Genomic DNA, 16,998 nt, shown 5'->3' with positions numbered 1-16,998 from the left:
ATGGTCGAGGGGCTCTGGAAGGCCAGGCAGATGCCGTTCCGTGACGGGCTGTACCGGCCGGACGACACTGGCTTGGAGTTGCATGTTGACGGTCCGGGGGCGTACCACCCCGATGCTGGGCAGCCGACTCCCTTCCGTATCGGAGGACCGTTCGATGTGGCCCAGGCCATTGAGGAGCACGGCATCAACGAAGTCGACACAAATTTCGAGAGCCCGCCACCGGACGGAGCAGGATGGATGTCCGGTGGGGGCGGCGGGATGGGGAACATCGGCTACCTCGCCCGTCTCAACGCCGACCGCTCGTTGCAGTGGGTCGCCGTGATGTTCCACTCCAACCCGTTCGTCGGAGTGCACTACCAGGGCATGAAAGCCGTCTTCACCAACGATTGGAGGAATCGGCTGGTGCTCGACCTTATGAACCCTGCTCTTGGCTGACCCCGCCCGTGCCCAAGATGGTAGGTCTACCTTTCACGATGATCGGCCGGAGAGACTTGGACACCCTCCCGTCGCCCCGGGCCACAACTCGACCGGACTTCGGAACTACTCGTCTAGCAGGAAATACCGCCGTCAACCGGAATGACCGCCCCCGTGAGGTAGGCGCCGGCGCGCGAGGACAGGTAGATCGCCGCCCCGGCCATGTCATCGGGGCGGCCGATGCGGCCCATCGGCACACTGGACGTGACGGTCTCCCGGATGGCCGGATCATCCAGCGCGAACGCCATCATCTTCGACTCGAACGGCCCCGGCGCGATCGCGTTCACCGTGATGTGCTCGCGCGCCAGTTGCCTGGCCAGGTGCCGGGTCAGCATGTGCACGCCGGACTTCGACGCGGAGTAGGCGTAGTTCTCCACCGACGGCACCCTGATCCCGTCGATGGACCCGATGTTGATCACCCGCGCCGGGTCCTCAGCGCCGGCCGCCGCCCGCAACTGCGGCAGGAACCGCTGGGTCAGGAAGAAGACCCCTTTGACGTTGATGTTCCAGAGCTTGTCGAAGGCGTGCTCCGGATACTCCTCCAGCGGCGCGCCCCAGGCCGCGCCCGCGTTGTTCACCAGCACGTGCAGCGGCCCGTCCACCGCCGCCACCAGCGTGTCCACTCCCTCGGGCGTGGACAGATCAGCAGGTACGGCGACGCATCCCAGCTCCTTGGCGGTCTGCTCCACCTCGGCGGTCTTGCGCGCGGAGATGTACACGGTCGCGCCGGCCTCGACGAATCCGGTCGCGATCATGCGCCCGATGCCACGGGAGCCGCCGGTGACGACGACGGTCTTGCCTTCCACCGAGAACAGAGTCATGTTCCGGAAGCATGCCATACCAACCGGTTGGTAGCCAGCGCCATCACTCACCCGGAGTCCTTCACCCACAATCCGAGCAGACCGCGGAAATGCTCCACGAAGCGGTCCCTCTCGTGCGCGGGATACGTGGCCGTCACCGTGTCGACCAGCAGCCGGTCGAAGTCCGGCCCGGCCACCCAATCGAGCACGATCTCATCGAGGTGGCGCAGCCGGCTGTCGCAGAAGTCCTGGTAGCGGTCGGTCTCGAAGTAGTCGTCGGCCAGCCGCCGATAGGCCGCCAGCCGCTCCTCGTACGACCCGGTGACCGCGAAGTACTCCCGCGTATCCAGATCGAGCCGCGGCCGCCGCCCGGTGCCCACGCAGAACACACTCCACCGGACCAGCGCCTTGATCGCCCAGGGGAAGTAGTAGTGCAGGCTCGTCAGCGCGACATCCGGGCAGGCGTTGGCGTAGTCGATCGGATGCACGTCCGCGCCCTTGACCAGCGTCTCGCAGGAGTTGAACTCCCATCGGAAAAACGCGTTCACCAGCCGGCCGATCGTGACCACCTCGTCGCCCACACTCGGGGCGAGGAACTCGTGGTCCACGACATACCGCGCGTGCATCGGCTCTTCGGGCCGGAACCGCATCACCATGGTCTCCGCCCCGATCGACAGAGACCGGGCGAACGCGTCGTACCCCTCGACCGCCTGCTGCAGATGCATGAGCATCTCGCCGCTCTGGTCGTAGGCCCGATGGAGCTCGTCGGGGTTCCGCACCAGCGACACCCCGCGCCATGCTCCGCCGTCATAGGGCTTCATGAACAGCGGGTACCCGACCCCCTCCGCGACCGCGTCAAGATCGAACGGCTGGTTGTAGCGGGCCGCCGTGTAGGCGTACTTGGTGTTGCCGGGCGGGTTCTTGTACGGCACGAGCACCGTCTTCGGGACTTTCAACCCGAGTCGCATCATGGCGCAGTAGGCGGCGTGCTTCTCCATCGACTGGAAGGTGAACGGGCTGTTCAGCAGATAGACGTCGTCCATCATGGCGACCTTCTTGAGCCACTCGCGCGGGTGGTAGTACCAGTACGCCAGCCGGTCGATCACCAGATCGTGCCGGGGCTGATCGCGCAGGTCGAACGGCTCGATCGTGATGCGCTCCACATCGAACTCGCCGACCCCTTTGACCGGCCCCAGCCGCCGCAGCACCGTCTCGAACGCCGACGGCCAATCCTCTTCCGTCCCCAGCAGCAACCCCACCAGATGCCTCACGATGCTCCTTCCGTAAAGCTCCTCCCGTCAGGACCGCACCGGAGCGTCGGCGGTCACACTCCCGGAAGGCGGCCGTTGCGGAAGAGGTCGACGAACCGTTGGTGGTCTTCCCGAGCCTGTGCCCCATAACGGTGCGCAAAATCCACCAACATCCTGATAAATCCGGGTCTGTCGCCATTGACAACGCGCATGATGGACTCCTCCGTCGAGAAGCTCACCAGGTCGTGGCTGGACTCGTCGTCCGCCACCGAGTGCATACGCGCCACCGCCCGCCCCAGGTCGCGCATGATCGACCGCAGCTCCGCCGGCTCGTTGACGTCGTCCCAATCCAGGTCGGCGGAGTACGGCGAGACCTCCGCCACCAGTTGCCCCACTCCGTCCAGCGTCGTGTACCCCAGCCACGGATCGGCGTACGCCTGCAACGCCCGCTGCGACTCCGCGGTCCGATGCCCCTGGTGATGGAAGTAGCGCGCGACCTTCTCATCCGGAATGTGGCGAGCCACCGCGGGCACCTGCGCCTGCTTCATGTAGAGGATGACGTCGTTCTCCAGCGCCTGCGAGCGTCCCTCCAGCAGCAGGTTGTACGACGGCAGCCCCGCGGACCCGATCCCCACGCCCTTGCGGAGCGCCACGTCCTTGATCACGTGCTCGACCGGGTTCGTCTCCGTGGGCAGGGTCGTCAGGTAGTCCTCGAACGCGGCCAGCACGGCCTCCCGCGTCGCCGCGCCGACGGGCTCGCGCCCGTCCATGAACGCGAACCGCCGGTCGTAATCGTCGATCACGGTCTCGACGTCCAGCATCGCCACCCGCGTGCTCAGCCGGGCCGTCTGCAGCACCCGGTGCAGCACGCCGCTGGTGGTGTCGAGCGTGAGCGACCCGATCGCGTCGTCCCCGCCGCGCGCGATGCCGCTCAGTTCGGTCAGGTACGCGCTCGCGAAGTCGCCCACGAGCCCGCTGATCGCGTCGTCCGACAGAGCCTTGGCGTACCCGATCAGCGCCACGCTGGCGGCGAACCGCTTGAGATCCCAGACGTACGGCCCCACGTACGCCTCGTCGAAGTCGTTGACGTTGAAGACCAGCACCCCGGAGGCGTTCATGTAGGTGCCGAAGTTCTCGGCGTGCAGATCGCCGTGGATCCATACGCGGCTGGTTGGTTCGTCAAGGTATGACTGGTCGGCGAATCCTTCGGTGAGGTCCGCGTAGAACAGGCAGGCGCTGCCCCGGTAGAACGCAAAAGGGGAGGCCGCCATCTTCCGAAATTTCCGCCTGAACGCCGCGGGGTCTCGCTTGATCGACTCGCCGAACTCCGTCATGAGGACATCTAGCAGGTGGGAAGCGCGTGTGCCCATGAATCGGACACTAAGTCCTCCCCGCCCGCCCGCCTACCCTGGTCTTTCCCTGTCAGGGTGGGGACCGCCGATCTTCAGGCGGTCGCCTGCCCCCGTCGTACGGCCGGCAGCCCGCGGAACCCCGCGACCGCGAGCAGCACCACCATGACGACCAGCGCCACGCACTGGCCCACGCTGGACGCCCACAGCACGTCCAGCCCCGAGCTCAGGTAGCTGTTGTCCACCACCGACAGCCGCGACGGCAGCATCAGCGTCCCGAGGATCGCCAGCGCGAGCGGCACGTACGGGGGCAGGCGGCGCCCGAGGCAGACGATCCCGGCCACCACGAGCACCACCGAGGCCAGACCCATCAGGTCCAACCACGGCCACAACAGCGGCACCTTCCCCAGCGCGGGCGCCAGCAGGGCGAGGACGACGGCCCGCAGCACCAGCCCGGCGGCCAACGGCAGGAGGGTCGGCGGCCACGCGCGCCGCACCGGCGGGACGTCGCCGTGGAAGCCGGCGAACAGGGCCGCCAGAGGTACCACGACGTTCAGGACCGGTGACACCACGTCCAGAGGCACGAACAGGCCGCCCGCGATCTGCCACGCGGCGAGCTCGGCCAGGGCCGCCGCGCCGGCCGCGAGCGCCACCGGCTTGGCCGTCCGGACGTGCCCCCGCATCATCAGGACGAACGCCGGCACCCAGAGAGCCGCCGCGAGCACACCGAGTGGCTGTGTCATCGACCCGGGCGCCGCGAAGGCGAGGGAGGTGAGGGTGAAGGCGCCGGCCGCCGCGTGGAAGGCGAGCCCCAGTGTCGCCACCAACCTGACGGCCGCGCCCCAGACGACAAACCGGGGTATCGCGCCCGCTCCGCCGAGCCGTACGCGGGTCGAGAGGGCGAGCACGCTGGCGATCTCGCCCCAGCCGGGCCGGGGGTTGTCCTCATCGGACACCTCGCCACCCTCCATGAACGCGGCCACCATCTCCTCCTCCCGCTCGGCCCGGTACGAACGGGGGAGCAGCCGCAGGACGGTGCGGTAGCGCTGTTCGAGCAACTCGTTCACCTCGTTCACCCGACACCTCCGGCATCGACGACCGCGCCACCCCGGTTGGCGAAGGCATTCCCAGCGGGGATGCGCGCAAGAACAACGGCGGTCGCGCGATGCAGGCGCGCGAGGGCGATGGCGGTGGCGGTTCCGGGGTGTAGGCGGGCGGTGCGGTCCCGGAGCCGGGCGGTGGCCGCGCGGGCGTTGGCCGTCAGGCGGGCCGCCTCCTCCTCCAGTGCCCCGGCCCCAGTGTCCGTCAGCCGGTAGTAGCGGCGCAGCCGGCCTTGGGCCACCTCTTCCCGGTCGAGCGCCACCAGCCCTTCCCCGGCCAGCCGGTCCAGCACGCCGTACAGGGAGCCGATCTTGAGTTGCACCCGCCCGCCGGACAGCCGATCGACCTCCTGGACGATCCCGTAACCGTGCCGCGGCTCGTCCACCAGCGCGGTGAGCGCCAGGAACATGGGCTCCGTTATATTCACCCTCGCACTATATCCTGTCCCTCAGGATATGGTCACGGGTGCTGCGAAGAGACGGAGACCACCTCGCCGGTCATGTACGAGGAGTAGTCGCTGGCCAGGAAGACGATCACGTTCGCCACCTCCCACGGCTCCGCCGAGCGCCCGAACGCCTCCGCCGCCGCCAGCTCCGCCAGCAGCTCCTCACTCGTCACCTTCGCCAGGAACGGGTGCACGGCCAGCGAAGGCGCCACCGCGTTGACCCGTACGCCGTGCTCGGCGGCCTCCAGCGCGACGCACCTGGTCAGTGCCATCACCCCGGCCTTGGCCGCCGCGTAGTGCGACTGCCCCCGCTGTGCCCGCCAGCCGATCACGGAGGCGTTGTTCACGATCACCCCGGAGCCCTGCGCGATCATCTGCTTCAGTGCGGCCCTGGTGCAGCGCATGGTGCCGTTCAGGGTCACGTCGATGACGGTGTGCCACTGGTCGTCGGTCATCTCGGCCAGCGGCGCCGTACCACCGAGCCCGGCGTTGTTGACCACCACGTCCAGCCGGCCGTGCGCCTCCACGACCGCGTCGAACAGCGCCAGCACCTGGGCTTCCGACGTCACGTCGCACGGCACCGCCAGCGGCTTGACGCCGGTGATCTCGGTCAGCGAGTCGGCCGCGGCGGACAGGCGGCGCTCATGCCGGTCCGAGATGACGATCACGGCGCCCTCCTCGGCGCAGCGCTTGGCCGTCGCGTACCCGATCCCGGCCCCCGCCGCCGCCGTGACCAGCGTGACCTTGCCATCCAGCAGTCCGTGCGCCTTCGGGTAAGGGGGTGCCATCGTGCTCCAATCAGCGGGGGGAGTTCAGCGAGGAAGTCCAAGGGTGCGCTCGGCGATGATGTTCCGCTGGATCTCGCTCGAACCCGCATAGATCGTGTCCGCCCGGCTGAACAGATACAGCCGCTGGAGATCATTGAGCTCACCGTCGCGGGCGACAAGTCCGGACTTCTGTTGTACGGCCTGCGCCAGCTCGCCCAGCCTGCGATGCCACTCCGACCAGTACAGCTTGGCGATCGACGCCACCGGCCCAGGATCGGCCCGCAGCGCGTTGAGCCGCATGATCTCCAGCTCCAGCCACGAACGCACCAGCCGGTCGCGCAGCACCGGATCGTCGGCCGCGCCCGTGCGCCGGGCGACCTCGATCACCCGGGCCAGCTCCCGCCGGAACCCGATCTGCTGCCCCAGTGTGGAGACACCCCGCTCGTAGCCGAGCGTGGCCATCGCGACGCGCCACCCGTCGCCGGGCGCGCCGAGCACGTTCCCTGCCGCGGTCCTGGCCCCGTCGAAGAACACCTCGTTGAACTCGGACGTCCCCGTCATCTGCACGATCGGCCGCACCTCGACGCCGGGCTGGTCCATGGGCACGAGCAGGTACGACAGCCCACGGTGCCGCTGGGAGCCCGCTTCCGTACGGCAGAGCGCGAAGCACCAGTCGGACACGTGGGCCAGTGACGTCCACACCTTCTGCCCGGTGATGATCCATTCGTCGCCTGACAGGTGCGCCTTCGTCTGGACGTTGGCCAGATCGGAGCCCGCCTCCGGCTCGGAGTAGCCCTGGCACCACAGCTCGTCGCCGCGCTGGATCGGCGGCAGGAACCGGGCCTTCTGCGCCTCGGTGCCGAACTCCAGGATCGTCGGCCCGATCAGCCCCTCACCGATGTGGCCCACGCGGGCGGGGGCGTCCGCCAGGGCGTACTCCTCGTGGAAGGCCACCTGGTCGGCGAGCGAGGCGTCGCGCCCGCCGTACTCGACGGGCCAGCCCAGGCAGGTCCAGCCCGCCTTGCCGAGGTGACGCTCCCAGGCCAGGCGGACCTCGTGGCCCTCGTGCTCGCGTCCGGGACCGCCCAGGCCGCGGGCGTGCGCGAAGTCTCCGGTGAGGTTCTCGGCCAGCCAGGCCCGCGCCTCCTCACGCAGGCTCAACGTAGGCCTCCTGAGAGACGGGACTCAACGGGATCAACCGGGCTCAACGAAGCCGCCGTAGCCGCCGCGGAAGAACAGCAGCGGGCCGCCGTCCGCGTGCGTGTCGAGCTGGAGCACCCGGGCCACCACGATCATGTGATCGCCCGCCATGTGCTCGGCCTCGATCGCGCAGTCGATCCAGGCCAAGGCGCCCTCGATCACCGGGTTGCCGCCGGGCGAACCGGTCCACCGCAGCCCGGCGAACTTGTCGCCGCCCCTGCTCGCGAGCTGGGCGCAGACGTGCTGCTGGTGCTCGGCGAGCACGTTCACGGTGATGACCTTGGCGCCGCGTACCTTGGGCCAGCTCGTGCTGGTGTGCGCCACGCAGAACGCCACCAGCGGCGGGTCGAGCGACACCGAGGTGAAGGAGTTGGCCGCCAGACCGCACGGCTCGCCGTTCGTCGGGTCGAGCGCGGTGATCGCCACCACACCGGTGGCGAACCTGCCCAGCACCGACCGGAACCTCCGGCTGTCGAGCTGGCCGTTGCCGCTCTCGTGGGACTGGCCGTTCGGCATCGAGGCTCCGTTGAGAGTCCTGCGCTGGTACGGCGCCGGGGGGCCGCCACAGCCGTCCGGCGTGATCAGCCGGGCAGCGTGTGTGCTCATGGTCTCCTCCTCATCGCCGCTTGCATCGTATCTTACCAAGCGCTTGCTTGGACGGTAGGCGTGCGGCGGAAAAGGTGTCAAGCGAAATGCGGCGCAGGTTGGCATCCCAGGCGTACCTCGCCGTTGACATATGTGGACGGTGCGGCCTAGCGTTTCAGGATGGCCAAGCGCTTGCTTGAGTTCCGGGACCGTACGGCCGTGGTGGGGGTCGGTTACACGCCCTTCACCAAGGACTCGGGGGTCAGCACGCTCACCCTGGCCTGTCGCGCGATCCTGGCCGCCCTCGACGACGCCGGCCTCGGCCCCGGCGACGTCGAGGGCTTGGCCACGCATCGAGTCGGCGACTCGGCGGCTCCGTCCCTGGTGGGTCCCGCGCTCGGCATGGCCGATCCGACCTGGTATCTCGACCAGTTCGGCGGCGGCAGCGTGTCGCACGCGGTCGTGGCGCAGGCGGCGCTGGCCGTGGCGACCGGCATGGCCGAGACCGTCGTCTGTTACCGCGCGATCAATGCCCGGTCGGAGTTCCGCATGGGCGGCACCGGGCGAGGCCTTCCGGTGAGCCCTGAGGTGCAATATCAGGCGCCATATGGCTATTTCGCGCCACCGCAGCAATATGCGATGTACGCCCAAGCCCATATTCAGAAATACGGCACTAAAGCGGAGCATTTCGGGCAACTGGCCGTCACTCAGCGGGCAAATGCCGTCAAGAATCCGCGCGCTCTCATGCGTACGCCCATCACCCTCGACGACTATCTCGCCAGCAGGTGGATCGCCGAGCCGTTCCGCCTGCTGGACTGCTGCCTGGAGACCGACGGCGCGTGCGCCCTGGTCATCACGACCGCCGACCGCGCCCGCTCGCTGCGCCGCCCGCCGGTGCTGATCTCCGGCGCGGCCTGGGGCGGCGGCGACTCGCACCTGTCCGGCGGCCGGGCCGACCCCACCACCACGGCCGCCGCCGCGCTGGCCCCGCGCCTGTACGCCCAGGCCGGACTCGGCCCGGCTGACATCGACGTGGCGGAGCTGTACGACTGCTTCACCTACTCGGTGATCGTCCAGTTGGAGGACTACGGCTTCTGCGTCAAGGGCGAGGGCGGCCCGTACGTCGCTTCCGGCGCGACGGCCCTCGACGGAGCGCTCCCGGTCAACACGCACGGCGGCTTCCTGTCGGAGGGCTACGTCCACGGCATCAACCACATAGCCGAGGCCGTTTCCCAGCTACGCGGGGACGCGGGTGACCGGCAGGTCGCCGGCGCCGAGGTGGCTCTGTCGACCGCCCAGCCCGGCTACATCCTGCCCGCCACCTCGGCCCTCCTGCTCAGAAAGGGCTGACCCATGCCTGACCGGTACGGCAGGCCGCCCCGAGGCGTGCGGCCGACCCCTGATCGGGACTCCAAGGACTGGTGGGAGCGGCTCGCCGGCCACGAGTTCACGGTCCAGCGCTGTGACACCTGTCACACCACCCGCTTCCCGGCCAGGGCCTTCTGCCCGGCCTGCCGTACCGAGAGGTGGCATTGGGAGGCGGTCGCGCCGCAGGGCACGGTGGAGAGCTGGATCGTCAACCGCCGGCCGTTCATGCCCGGCTCGACCGAGCCGTACGTCGTGGTGCTGGTGCGGCTCGCCGCCGTGCCCGGCTGCCTGATTCACGGCGGGTGGGACGGCGATGGCGAGCCCGAGTACGGTCAGGCGGTCCAGGGGGTGTACGCGGACATGGGCGATGACCTGGCACTGCTCAATTGGCGGCCGGCTGAGTAGCACGCATCCCCGGGAAATCCTTCGCGGCGCCACCAAGTCGGGAACGATAGGTAGTAATGGGCCTGAAAGCCAATCCCGGTCTGGCCGCCTTCTCGCCGCGGCCGGCCACGCACGCCGGGCGCCCGCCTCCTGGGCAGGGCTCGACCGGGCTTGGTGGATGGCACGGGCCTGGCTAGGCGCAAAAAATGGTGGTAAAGGGCGCGAAGTGCCGCAAATGTTATAGAAAAGGAGGAACGCGCGCCCTGGCGGGCGTGGGGGACCCGCCAGGACGCGCTTCCTGCCCCGTGTGCGGCGACGCCAGGACTCCGGCGAGGGATGGAGTCCTAGGTCGAGTGTTCGCACACGGAGTTCATGGGGAGCGACCCTCTTTCGAGGACTCCGAGTGTCGGTAGTGGTTCACAATGCGTTGGGCCGAACCGACGGGGTCATCAGTGGGATGTGCCTCGGTCGACACGGATAGTACGGACATGCCGTTCCCATTGCTCTGGTAGGTGTAGCAGAGGCCCTGGCGATGCAACGCGTAACGCGGTAAACGTGTTGCTTCACGAGGGTCTTGCCAGGGCAGGTATGGCGTACCCGCGTGGACCGGTAACACCGGCCCTCACCCCCTCACCGGCCTTTCGATGGATTTGTACCAACGATTGGATGATGCGGCTGTCAATGGCCATTGGTCAAGGGGTTGTGGCCTGTTAGAACCAGATCGTCTAAATTGTTGGAACAAAAGGGGTGAAAGTGGCAAGGTCGGTCCTGTACCAGCTGGTGGCCTCGGAGCTGAGGAGAGCCATCTACTCCGGTGTACTCGGCCCCGGGGCGCAGCTGCCGACCGAGGCGCAGCTCATGGAAGACCATGGGGTGAGCCGCAACACTGTCCGACTCGCCTTAGGGGAGCTGGTCAACGAAGGGTTGGTCACCCGAACCCCGCGGCGTGGCACGGTCGTCCGGGACCGGAGACCGCTGCTGATCTATCCGCAGCGAGAGCTGGAGCCGCAGCCGTCCGGCGAACTACGCGAAGCTTTCGCCTTCGCCGTGACGCAGGAAGGTCGTGCGCCCAGCCAGTACATAGAGGTCTTGACCGTCTCTCCGGTCGAGGAGATCGCCAGCCGGCTCGAGCTGGCCGAAGGAGAACTGGCCGTCGTCCGGCGGCGCCTTCGGTTCGTCGACGGCCAGCCGTACAACACCAACGATTCCTATTTTCCACGTGACCTGGTGGCCAGCACGGAGATCGCCCGGCCGGGCGACATTCCGCGGGGAGCCAACCGGGTGCTGGAGGAGCTCGGACACGAGCAGGTGCGGGTGGTGGACGACATCTGGGCGCGTATGCCCAACCAGGAAGAAGCCGAGCGTCTCCAATTGGAGCTCGGCACACCGGTCATGGTTTACGTCCGGGTTGGTTACGACAACGGCGACATGCCCGTGCGTGTCGCCGTGTCGGTGCTCCCCGCCGACAAGCACTTGATCAGATACGAGCTCGACAGCCGCTGAGCGAGCTCGGTTGGGGGTGATCCCACCGGCCGCCTAAGACGAGCCTCCCGCCTCGCTGGGCAAAGGGAGTCCTGCGCACTCCCTTGATGCGCGATTTCTCGATAGATGTCGCCTCAAACCCCCCGTGCGAGCCAGCGCGCGCTCAAATGGTCACGTTCTGTGTTCGCATGGACACCCAATGTCATGAAGGGCTGAACCGTGCTTTCGAACACCCTGCTCCATCCGCTCGCTCTCCGCCGCGCCGACGCCGCCGATCTCCCGGGCGTCCTGACCCTCCTCGCCGACACGGCCGAATGGCTGCACTCCCGGGGAGTGCGGCAGTGGCCGCGGGGAGGCTTCGGCCCCGAGCGGATCGAGCCACTCATCGCCGAGCGGGTGCTCTACCTCGTGGACGACGAGCTCCGGTACCTCGAGCTGGACGACGAGGCCCCGCCCGTCGCCACGATCGCTCTCGACGACAACGCCGACCCGGAGTTCTGGCGCCGGGCCGACGACCCGGGCGCCGCCCTGTACGTGCACAAGCTCGCCGTCGCCCGGCCCTGGTCGGGCTTCGGCCTCGGGGACGCCCTGCTGGACTGGGCGGGCTCCATGGCGCACGCGGCCGGGTCGCGGTGGCTCCGGCTCGACTGCGCCAAGAACAACCCGCAGTTGCAGGACTACTACCGCAAGCGCGGCTTCCGGCACCTGCGTACGGTCGATCTGCCGCACCGCTCCTCGGGCGCCCTCTTCGAGCGGCCCGCGGAGGAGGCCGCGACGACGGCGTTCCGCGATCTCACGGTCGCCGAGTTGATCGGCGTCTGAGCACACCTGACCGGCGCCCGCCGGTACGGCCGTGCCCTGCTTCCCCCAGTGGGGCACGGCCGGCGGGGACTTTTATCCCCCTTCGCCCCCGGAAATGGGCAGAGCACCATATAACCTCTCCAGCATGACCGGATCCCTCCTAGAGGTGATCGCGCTGAACGTGCGCGACGCCGTGGCCGCTGAGCAGGGCGGAGCCGACCGTCTGGAGGTCGTCGCCGACATGGGTGCCGACGGGCTCACCCCTGCTCCGGAGACGGTCGCCGCGATCGCCGCGGAGTGCCCGCTGCCCCAGATGGTGATGCTGCGCTGCGACGCGACCTTCACCGCCGGTCCCGAAGTGCTCGACCGGCTACGCCTGGATGTCAAGGCGCTGGCCCAGGCGGGTGCGGCGGGATTCGTGTTCGGCTTCCTCGACGAGGCGGGCGCGGTCGACCTGGCCGCCACCGAGGCGCTGATCCACGCGGCGTCGCCGCTGCCGTGGACGTTCCATCGCGCCGTCGACCACGCGGCCGACGTCCAGGCGTCGTGGCGGGCGGTACGGCTGCTGCCCAACCTGGCCACGGTGCTCACGGCGGGCTCGCCCGCCGGTGTGCGGTCCGGGCTGCCGGTGCTCAAGAGCCGGGCCGACGCGGGCGACGGCTCCATCATCCTGGCGGGCGGCGGACTCAAGCCCGCCTACGTGCCGTCCCTGCTGGACTACGGCATCCGCGCGTTCCACGTGGGCTCGGCCGTGCGGGAGAACTGGTCCATGCCGGTCGACCAGCGCCGCGTCCGCCAGTGGCGCACCCTCGTCGACCGTGATTGACCTGCTCTCAGCCGGGCTCAGTCCGGGAGCGTGAGCGCCGCGTCGGCGCGGCGGAGCGCGGCGGCGAGCGTCTTGATCGTGGCGGGCTCGTCCATGACGCCGCCCCCGGCCGCGCGCCGCTGCTCCCAGGCCCGCACCCGGTCCCGGTAGGAGTCGTAGCGCGCCAGATGGAAGGCGTAAACCGTGGCGAACCTGCTCACCAGGTGCGAGGGATGCATGTCCCAGCCCTGGTAGAACCCATGCCCCAGTGAGTGCCTGACGAGCTCGGCGTGCCGCCGCCACAGCGCGTGCACGTCCTCGGCCGACCCGGAGGCGGGGGAGGCGGCCAGGGAGCCGTCGGAGAGCTCGACCCCGGTGCCCGCGAACGCCGTCTGCATCACGTGCCGCGCGTGGTCGCAGGCCGGATGGTCGAGCCGCTGCTCGTGCGGCGGCAGCCCGAGCGCCGCCGTGTAGTCGAACACCCCGAAGTGCGCGCCCGCCAGGCGCCCGCCGAACGACTCGGCCAGCTCCCCGCGCAGGAACAGCACGGTCTGCGGCGCCTCGACCTGGATCTCGAACCGCAGCTCGACGTCCAGCTCCCTCTCCAGCCGCTCCAGGAAGCCGCAGAACTGCCCCAGGTACGCCTCCATGAGCACCTTCGGGAAGGTGACCACGAACCCGGCCGGCAACTCGCCCACCCGCTCGACCACCCCGGTGACGAACCCGTCGAGCGTCCGCACCGACCGCCCGGGATCCCCGTCGGCGAACGATTTGACCCGCAGCCCCCACCGGCGCGGCAGCGCTCCGGCGGCCCGCATCACGGCCACGGCCTCGACGGCCTGTTCGACGTGGCCGTCCTCGTCGCCGGGCCGCCCGCCGTAGCCGTCCTCGAAGTCGATCCGCAGGTCCTCGACCGGCTCGCGGGCGAGCTTGCGCAGCACTCTCTCGTGTACGTCCCGCGCGAGCGCGTCCGGCAGCCCGAACACCGCGGCCAGCTCATCGGGGCCGCTCAGATGCTCCTTGACCAGATCCATGGCCTGCGCGCGCCACCCCACGACCGTGCTCGGCGACAGCCGGTCGGCGGGAACGTAGACGGTGTGCACCGGCTGCCAGGCCGGCTCGGCGGCCGGATAGCGGGCCCGCTGGATCCGGTAAGCCTCCTCGAAGCCGGGAAGGGACTGATCTCTCACTGTGCCGCGTCCGTCTTCAGGGCCGGCAGGCCCGCAGCATGGCCTCCAGGCCGGCGAGCTTGACGCGCTCGCCCCGGCCCAGCGACTTGGCCAGCGCGCCTTCCGCCGCCTCGATGGCCAGCCATTCGTCGTACGTCACCGGCCGTACACCCCGTTCGAGCAGCAGCGCCTCGATGGGCGCCGACTGTGTCCGATCATGGCCCGCCAGGTCGGACAGCAGCGTGCGGACCGTCTCCGCCGCGTCCGACTTGTTGGTGCCGATCACGCCGGTGGGGCCGCGCTTGAGCCAGCCCGCGACGTACTCGCGGTCGCGGACCCGTCCGGCCTCGTTGGGCACGGTCATCGACCGTTCGTCGAACGGTACCCCCGGCAGCGGGACGCTCTGGTAGCCGACCGAGCGCAGCACCATGCCCACCGGGAGCGTCTCGAACTCGCCCGTGCCCACCACCCGCCCCTCCTCGGACAGCCGGGTGCGTTCGAGCCTGAGCCCCTCCACCCGGTCCGTGCCGAGGATCTCCACCGGGCGCAGCCAGAAGCGGACGTCGAGGCGGCGTGGGCGGCCGACGGGGGCGCGGGCCGCCCAGGACTGCAGGACGTCGATGTTGCCGCGGATCTGCCGGGGGAAGTCGCCGCCCAGCACGACGGCCTCGTCGTCGCGGACGCAGACGTCGGCGTTGGCCAGCTCGCCGAGCTCCCGCAGCTCCTTCAGCGTGAACTTGGCGTGCTCCGGGCCCCGGCGGCCGATCATGTGGATCGCCTTGACCTGGCTGGCGCCCAGACGTTCGAGCACGTCGTGCGGCACGTCCGTGGAGCTGAGCTCCTCGGCGGTCTTGGCCAGCACGCGGACGACGTCGACGGCCACGTTCCCGACGCCGATGACCGCGATCTCGGCGCTGTCGAGGGTGAACATGGAGGCGGAGACGTCGGGATGGCCGCAGTACCAGTTGACGAAGTCGGTGGCGGCCACGCTGCCCGGCAGGTCCTCGCCCGGGATGCCGAGCTTCCTGTCGACCATCGCGCCCGTGGCGTAGACGACCGCGTCATAGTGGCCCAGCAGGTCCTCGACCGACAGGTGCTCGCCGAGCGTGACGCCGCCGAGGAAGCGGACCTCGGGGAGCTCCAGCACCCGGCGGAGGTAGTTGGCGATCGACTTGATCGACGTGTGATCGGGCGCGACACCGTATCGGACCAGCCCGTACGGCGTGGGCAGCCGCTCGATGACGTCGACCCGCACGTCCTCCTGCGCCTGCTTGACCAGGGCCTCGGCCGTGTAGATACCGGCAGGGCCCGACCCGATGACCGCCACGCGCAACGTCACGCTGCCTCCTCTATGTGGGCGATTCTGTTACACGGGCTTGCGTCCTACCAGATTCAACCAGGCACTGTGATCGATGTATCCCCGATCGCCGGGACGAATGAACCCATCTTTCGCGAAGGGGGCGGTCGTCGGCGTTTCACGACCTGGACGCGCGGGCGCGGAGAGCCATCTTGTCGATCTTGCCGTTGGTGTTGGCGGGCAGCGCCTCGACCACGATGATCCGCTTCGGCACCTTGTAGTTGGACATGTTGTCCTTCGCCCAGCCGAGCAGTGTGCCCGGATCGATCGTCATCCCCGGCCTGGGCACCACGTACGCCCAGCCCGCCTCGCCCGAGACCGGGTCGGGCACGCCGATCACGGCCGCCTGCGCCAGCGAGCCTTCGCGCAGCAGCAGCGACTCCACCTCGGCCGGTGAGACGTTGAAGCCGTTGACGATGTAGAGCTCCTTCTTGCGGTCCACGATGGCGAGGTTGCCCGCCGGGTCGAGCACGCCGATGTCGCCCGTGTGCAGCCAGCCGTCCGGATCGACGACCTCGGCGGTCTTGCCGGGCTCGTCCCAATAGCCGCGCATGACCCCGTACCCGCGCTGCAGGATCTCGCCGCGCTCACCGGCGGCGACCTCCTTGCCGTCGTCGTCGACGATCCGCACCTCGATCCCGGGCACCGCCCTGCCGGTGGTCGCGGCGATCACCTCGATCGGGTCGCGGGCCCTGGTCATGGAGACGACGGTGCCCTCCATCAGGCCGTACGCGTTGATCATCCGTTCCAGCCCGACCCGTTCGACCAGCCGGGTGATCAGCGCGGCGGGCACGGCGGCGGCGCCGCAGATGGCCACGCGCAGCGACGACACGTCCCAGTCGGCGCGGTCCAGCTCGTCGAGCAGCCGGTGGAACAGCGTCGGCGGCCCAGCCAGGATGCTCACCCGGCCTTCGGAGATCAGCGACATCAGGGCGTCGGGGGTGAAGATCCTGATCGGCATCATGGTCGCCCGCCGCAGCACGCAGGCGATCAGCCCGGCGTTGAGCCCGAAACCATGGCTGAACGGGGCGATCACCGGATAGCGGTCGTGCTCGTCCAGGGTGACGATCTCGGACCAGTCCCAGTAGCCGCGCAGGACCTGGGCGTGGTCCAGCATCACGCCCTTGGGGGTGCCGGTCGTGCCGGAGGTGGACATGATCTCGCACAGATCGCCTGGCCGTACGGCCAGCGCCCGCTCCTCGACGTCATGGTTCCGATCGACGCCCGCGAATTCCGTGCCGGGGCCCAGCACGTGGCGCAGGCCGGTGCCCGGCGGCAGGAGATCGGCGAGAACGACGCCCGGCGGGCCCTCGCCCGTGATCAGGACCTCGGCGCCGGTCTTCGCGATCATCGCCGCCGCCTCCAGGCCCTTGGCGCGCGAGGAGAGCGGCACGATCACCGCACCGGCGTCCCAGACGCCGAAGGCGTGCATCACCCAGTACGGGTCGTTGACGCCCCACAGGGCCACCCGGTCGCCCGGCCGGACACCGAGATCGATGAGCTCGTGTGCCACACGGGCGGCTCCGGCGCGGAGCTCCGCCATGGTCACGCGCGTGGCGCCGTCGACGATCACGATCGTGTCCGGGTGCCGGTCCGCCTGGTCGCGAAGCATGCGGGGGAGCGTCCCCCAGTCCGGCATCGGTCCCATCGGTGCGCGCCTC

At 69.3% G+C, this 16,998-nt stretch carries 17 protein-coding genes; 6 read left to right on the top strand and 11 right to left on the bottom strand.

Translation table 11 applies throughout. The features are described from left to right. A partial coding sequence (locus KME78_RS58285; RefSeq protein ID WP_219538769.1) for a hypothetical protein occupies positions 1 to 435 on the top strand: 435 nt, incomplete at its 5' end. A gap of 113 nt (positions 436 to 548) precedes the next feature. Here the strand turns inward: KME78_RS58285 and KME78_RS58280 are convergent. The 8 genes from KME78_RS58280 to KME78_RS58245 form a co-directional block, all read right to left on the bottom strand. Further along, positions 549 to 1,295: an SDR family oxidoreductase gene (locus tag KME78_RS58280; RefSeq protein WP_219538767.1), complete on the bottom strand. Its 747-nt coding sequence runs from the start codon at positions 1,293 to 1,295 to the stop codon at positions 549 to 551. A 47-nt stretch (positions 1,296 to 1,342) separates the two neighbouring features. Then, a complete protein-coding gene (locus KME78_RS58275) occupies positions 1,343 to 2,545 on the bottom strand; it encodes an ATP-grasp domain-containing protein (RefSeq protein WP_219538766.1) in 1,203 nt (400 codons plus the stop codon). Between the two features lie 53 nt (positions 2,546 to 2,598). Next, complete coding sequence (locus KME78_RS58270; protein WP_219538764.1) at positions 2,599 to 3,894, bottom strand: DUF2252 domain-containing protein; 1,296 nt, start codon at positions 3,892 to 3,894, stop codon at positions 2,599 to 2,601. Between the two features lie 74 nt (positions 3,895 to 3,968). Beyond that, a complete protein-coding gene (locus tag KME78_RS58265; RefSeq protein WP_219538762.1) occupies positions 3,969 to 4,949 on the bottom strand; it encodes a hypothetical protein in 981 nt (326 codons plus the stop codon). Then, positions 4,946 to 5,401 carry a PadR family transcriptional regulator gene (locus tag KME78_RS58260; protein WP_308127554.1) on the bottom strand — a complete coding sequence of 152 codons (456 nt, stop codon included), beginning with the start codon at positions 5,399 to 5,401 and terminating at the stop codon, positions 4,946 to 4,948. Before KME78_RS58260 ends, KME78_RS58265 begins: the two co-directional genes overlap by 4 nt. Positions 5,402 to 5,433: 32 nt before the next feature. Then, the gene (locus tag KME78_RS58255; RefSeq protein WP_219538760.1) at positions 5,434 to 6,207 is read right to left on the bottom strand and encodes an SDR family oxidoreductase; all 774 of its coding nucleotides are present in this window, start codon (positions 6,205 to 6,207) and stop codon (positions 5,434 to 5,436) included. Positions 6,208 to 6,231: 24 nt separating this feature from the next. Further along, entirely contained in the window at positions 6,232 to 7,347 is a 1,116-nt protein-coding gene (locus KME78_RS58250; protein ID WP_219538758.1) for an acyl-CoA dehydrogenase family protein, read from the bottom strand. Between the two features lie 33 nt (positions 7,348 to 7,380). Next, a complete protein-coding gene (locus KME78_RS58245; RefSeq protein ID WP_219538757.1) occupies positions 7,381 to 7,992 on the bottom strand; it encodes a flavin reductase family protein in 612 nt (203 codons plus the stop codon). A gap of 159 nt (positions 7,993 to 8,151) precedes the next feature. Between KME78_RS58245 and KME78_RS58240 the strand changes: the two genes are divergently transcribed. The 5 genes from KME78_RS58240 (at position 8,152) to KME78_RS58220 (ending at position 12,832) form a co-directional block, all read left to right on the top strand. Further along, positions 8,152 to 9,321, top strand: coding sequence for a thiolase C-terminal domain-containing protein (locus tag KME78_RS58240; protein ID WP_219538755.1), 1,170 nt, complete (start codon positions 8,152 to 8,154; stop codon positions 9,319 to 9,321). Positions 9,322 to 9,324: 3 nt separating this feature from the next. Further along, a complete protein-coding gene (locus tag KME78_RS58235) occupies positions 9,325 to 9,744 on the top strand; it encodes a Zn-ribbon domain-containing OB-fold protein (RefSeq protein WP_219538754.1) in 420 nt (139 codons plus the stop codon). A gap of 732 nt (positions 9,745 to 10,476) precedes the next feature. After that, a complete protein-coding gene (locus KME78_RS58230; RefSeq protein ID WP_214642998.1) occupies positions 10,477 to 11,226 on the top strand; it encodes a GntR family transcriptional regulator in 750 nt (249 codons plus the stop codon). A gap of 198 nt (positions 11,227 to 11,424) precedes the next feature. Continuing rightward, positions 11,425 to 12,027, top strand: a complete 603-nt coding sequence (locus KME78_RS58225) for a GNAT family N-acetyltransferase (RefSeq protein ID WP_219538752.1) — start codon at positions 11,425 to 11,427, stop codon at positions 12,025 to 12,027. A 124-nt stretch (positions 12,028 to 12,151) separates the two neighbouring features. Next, entirely contained in the window at positions 12,152 to 12,832 is a 681-nt protein-coding gene (locus tag KME78_RS58220; protein WP_219538750.1) for a copper homeostasis protein CutC, read from the top strand. A 17-nt stretch (positions 12,833 to 12,849) separates the two neighbouring features. Here KME78_RS58220 and KME78_RS58215 read toward each other — a convergent pair whose 3' ends face one another. The 3 genes from KME78_RS58215 to KME78_RS58205 form a co-directional block, all read right to left on the bottom strand. Continuing rightward, positions 12,850 to 14,001 carry a DUF6986 family protein gene (locus KME78_RS58215; RefSeq protein WP_219538749.1) on the bottom strand — a complete coding sequence of 384 codons (1,152 nt, stop codon included), beginning with the start codon at positions 13,999 to 14,001 and terminating at the stop codon, positions 12,850 to 12,852. A gap of 16 nt (positions 14,002 to 14,017) precedes the next feature. Beyond that, positions 14,018 to 15,319 (bottom strand): FAD-dependent oxidoreductase, encoded by a 1,302-nt coding sequence (locus tag KME78_RS58210; RefSeq protein ID WP_308127553.1) that lies wholly within the window; start codon positions 15,317 to 15,319, stop codon positions 14,018 to 14,020. Between the two features lie 136 nt (positions 15,320 to 15,455). Further along, complete coding sequence (locus KME78_RS58205) at positions 15,456 to 16,949, bottom strand: AMP-binding protein (protein ID WP_219538747.1); 1,494 nt, start codon at positions 16,947 to 16,949, stop codon at positions 15,456 to 15,458. Positions 16,950 to 16,998 lie beyond the last annotated feature (49 nt).

Source organism: Nonomuraea guangzhouensis (assembly GCF_019396345.1).
Taxonomy (GTDB): Bacteria; Actinomycetota; Actinomycetes; order Streptosporangiales; family Streptosporangiaceae; genus Nonomuraea; species Nonomuraea guangzhouensis.
This window is presented reverse-complemented; position numbering and strand designations above follow the sequence as displayed.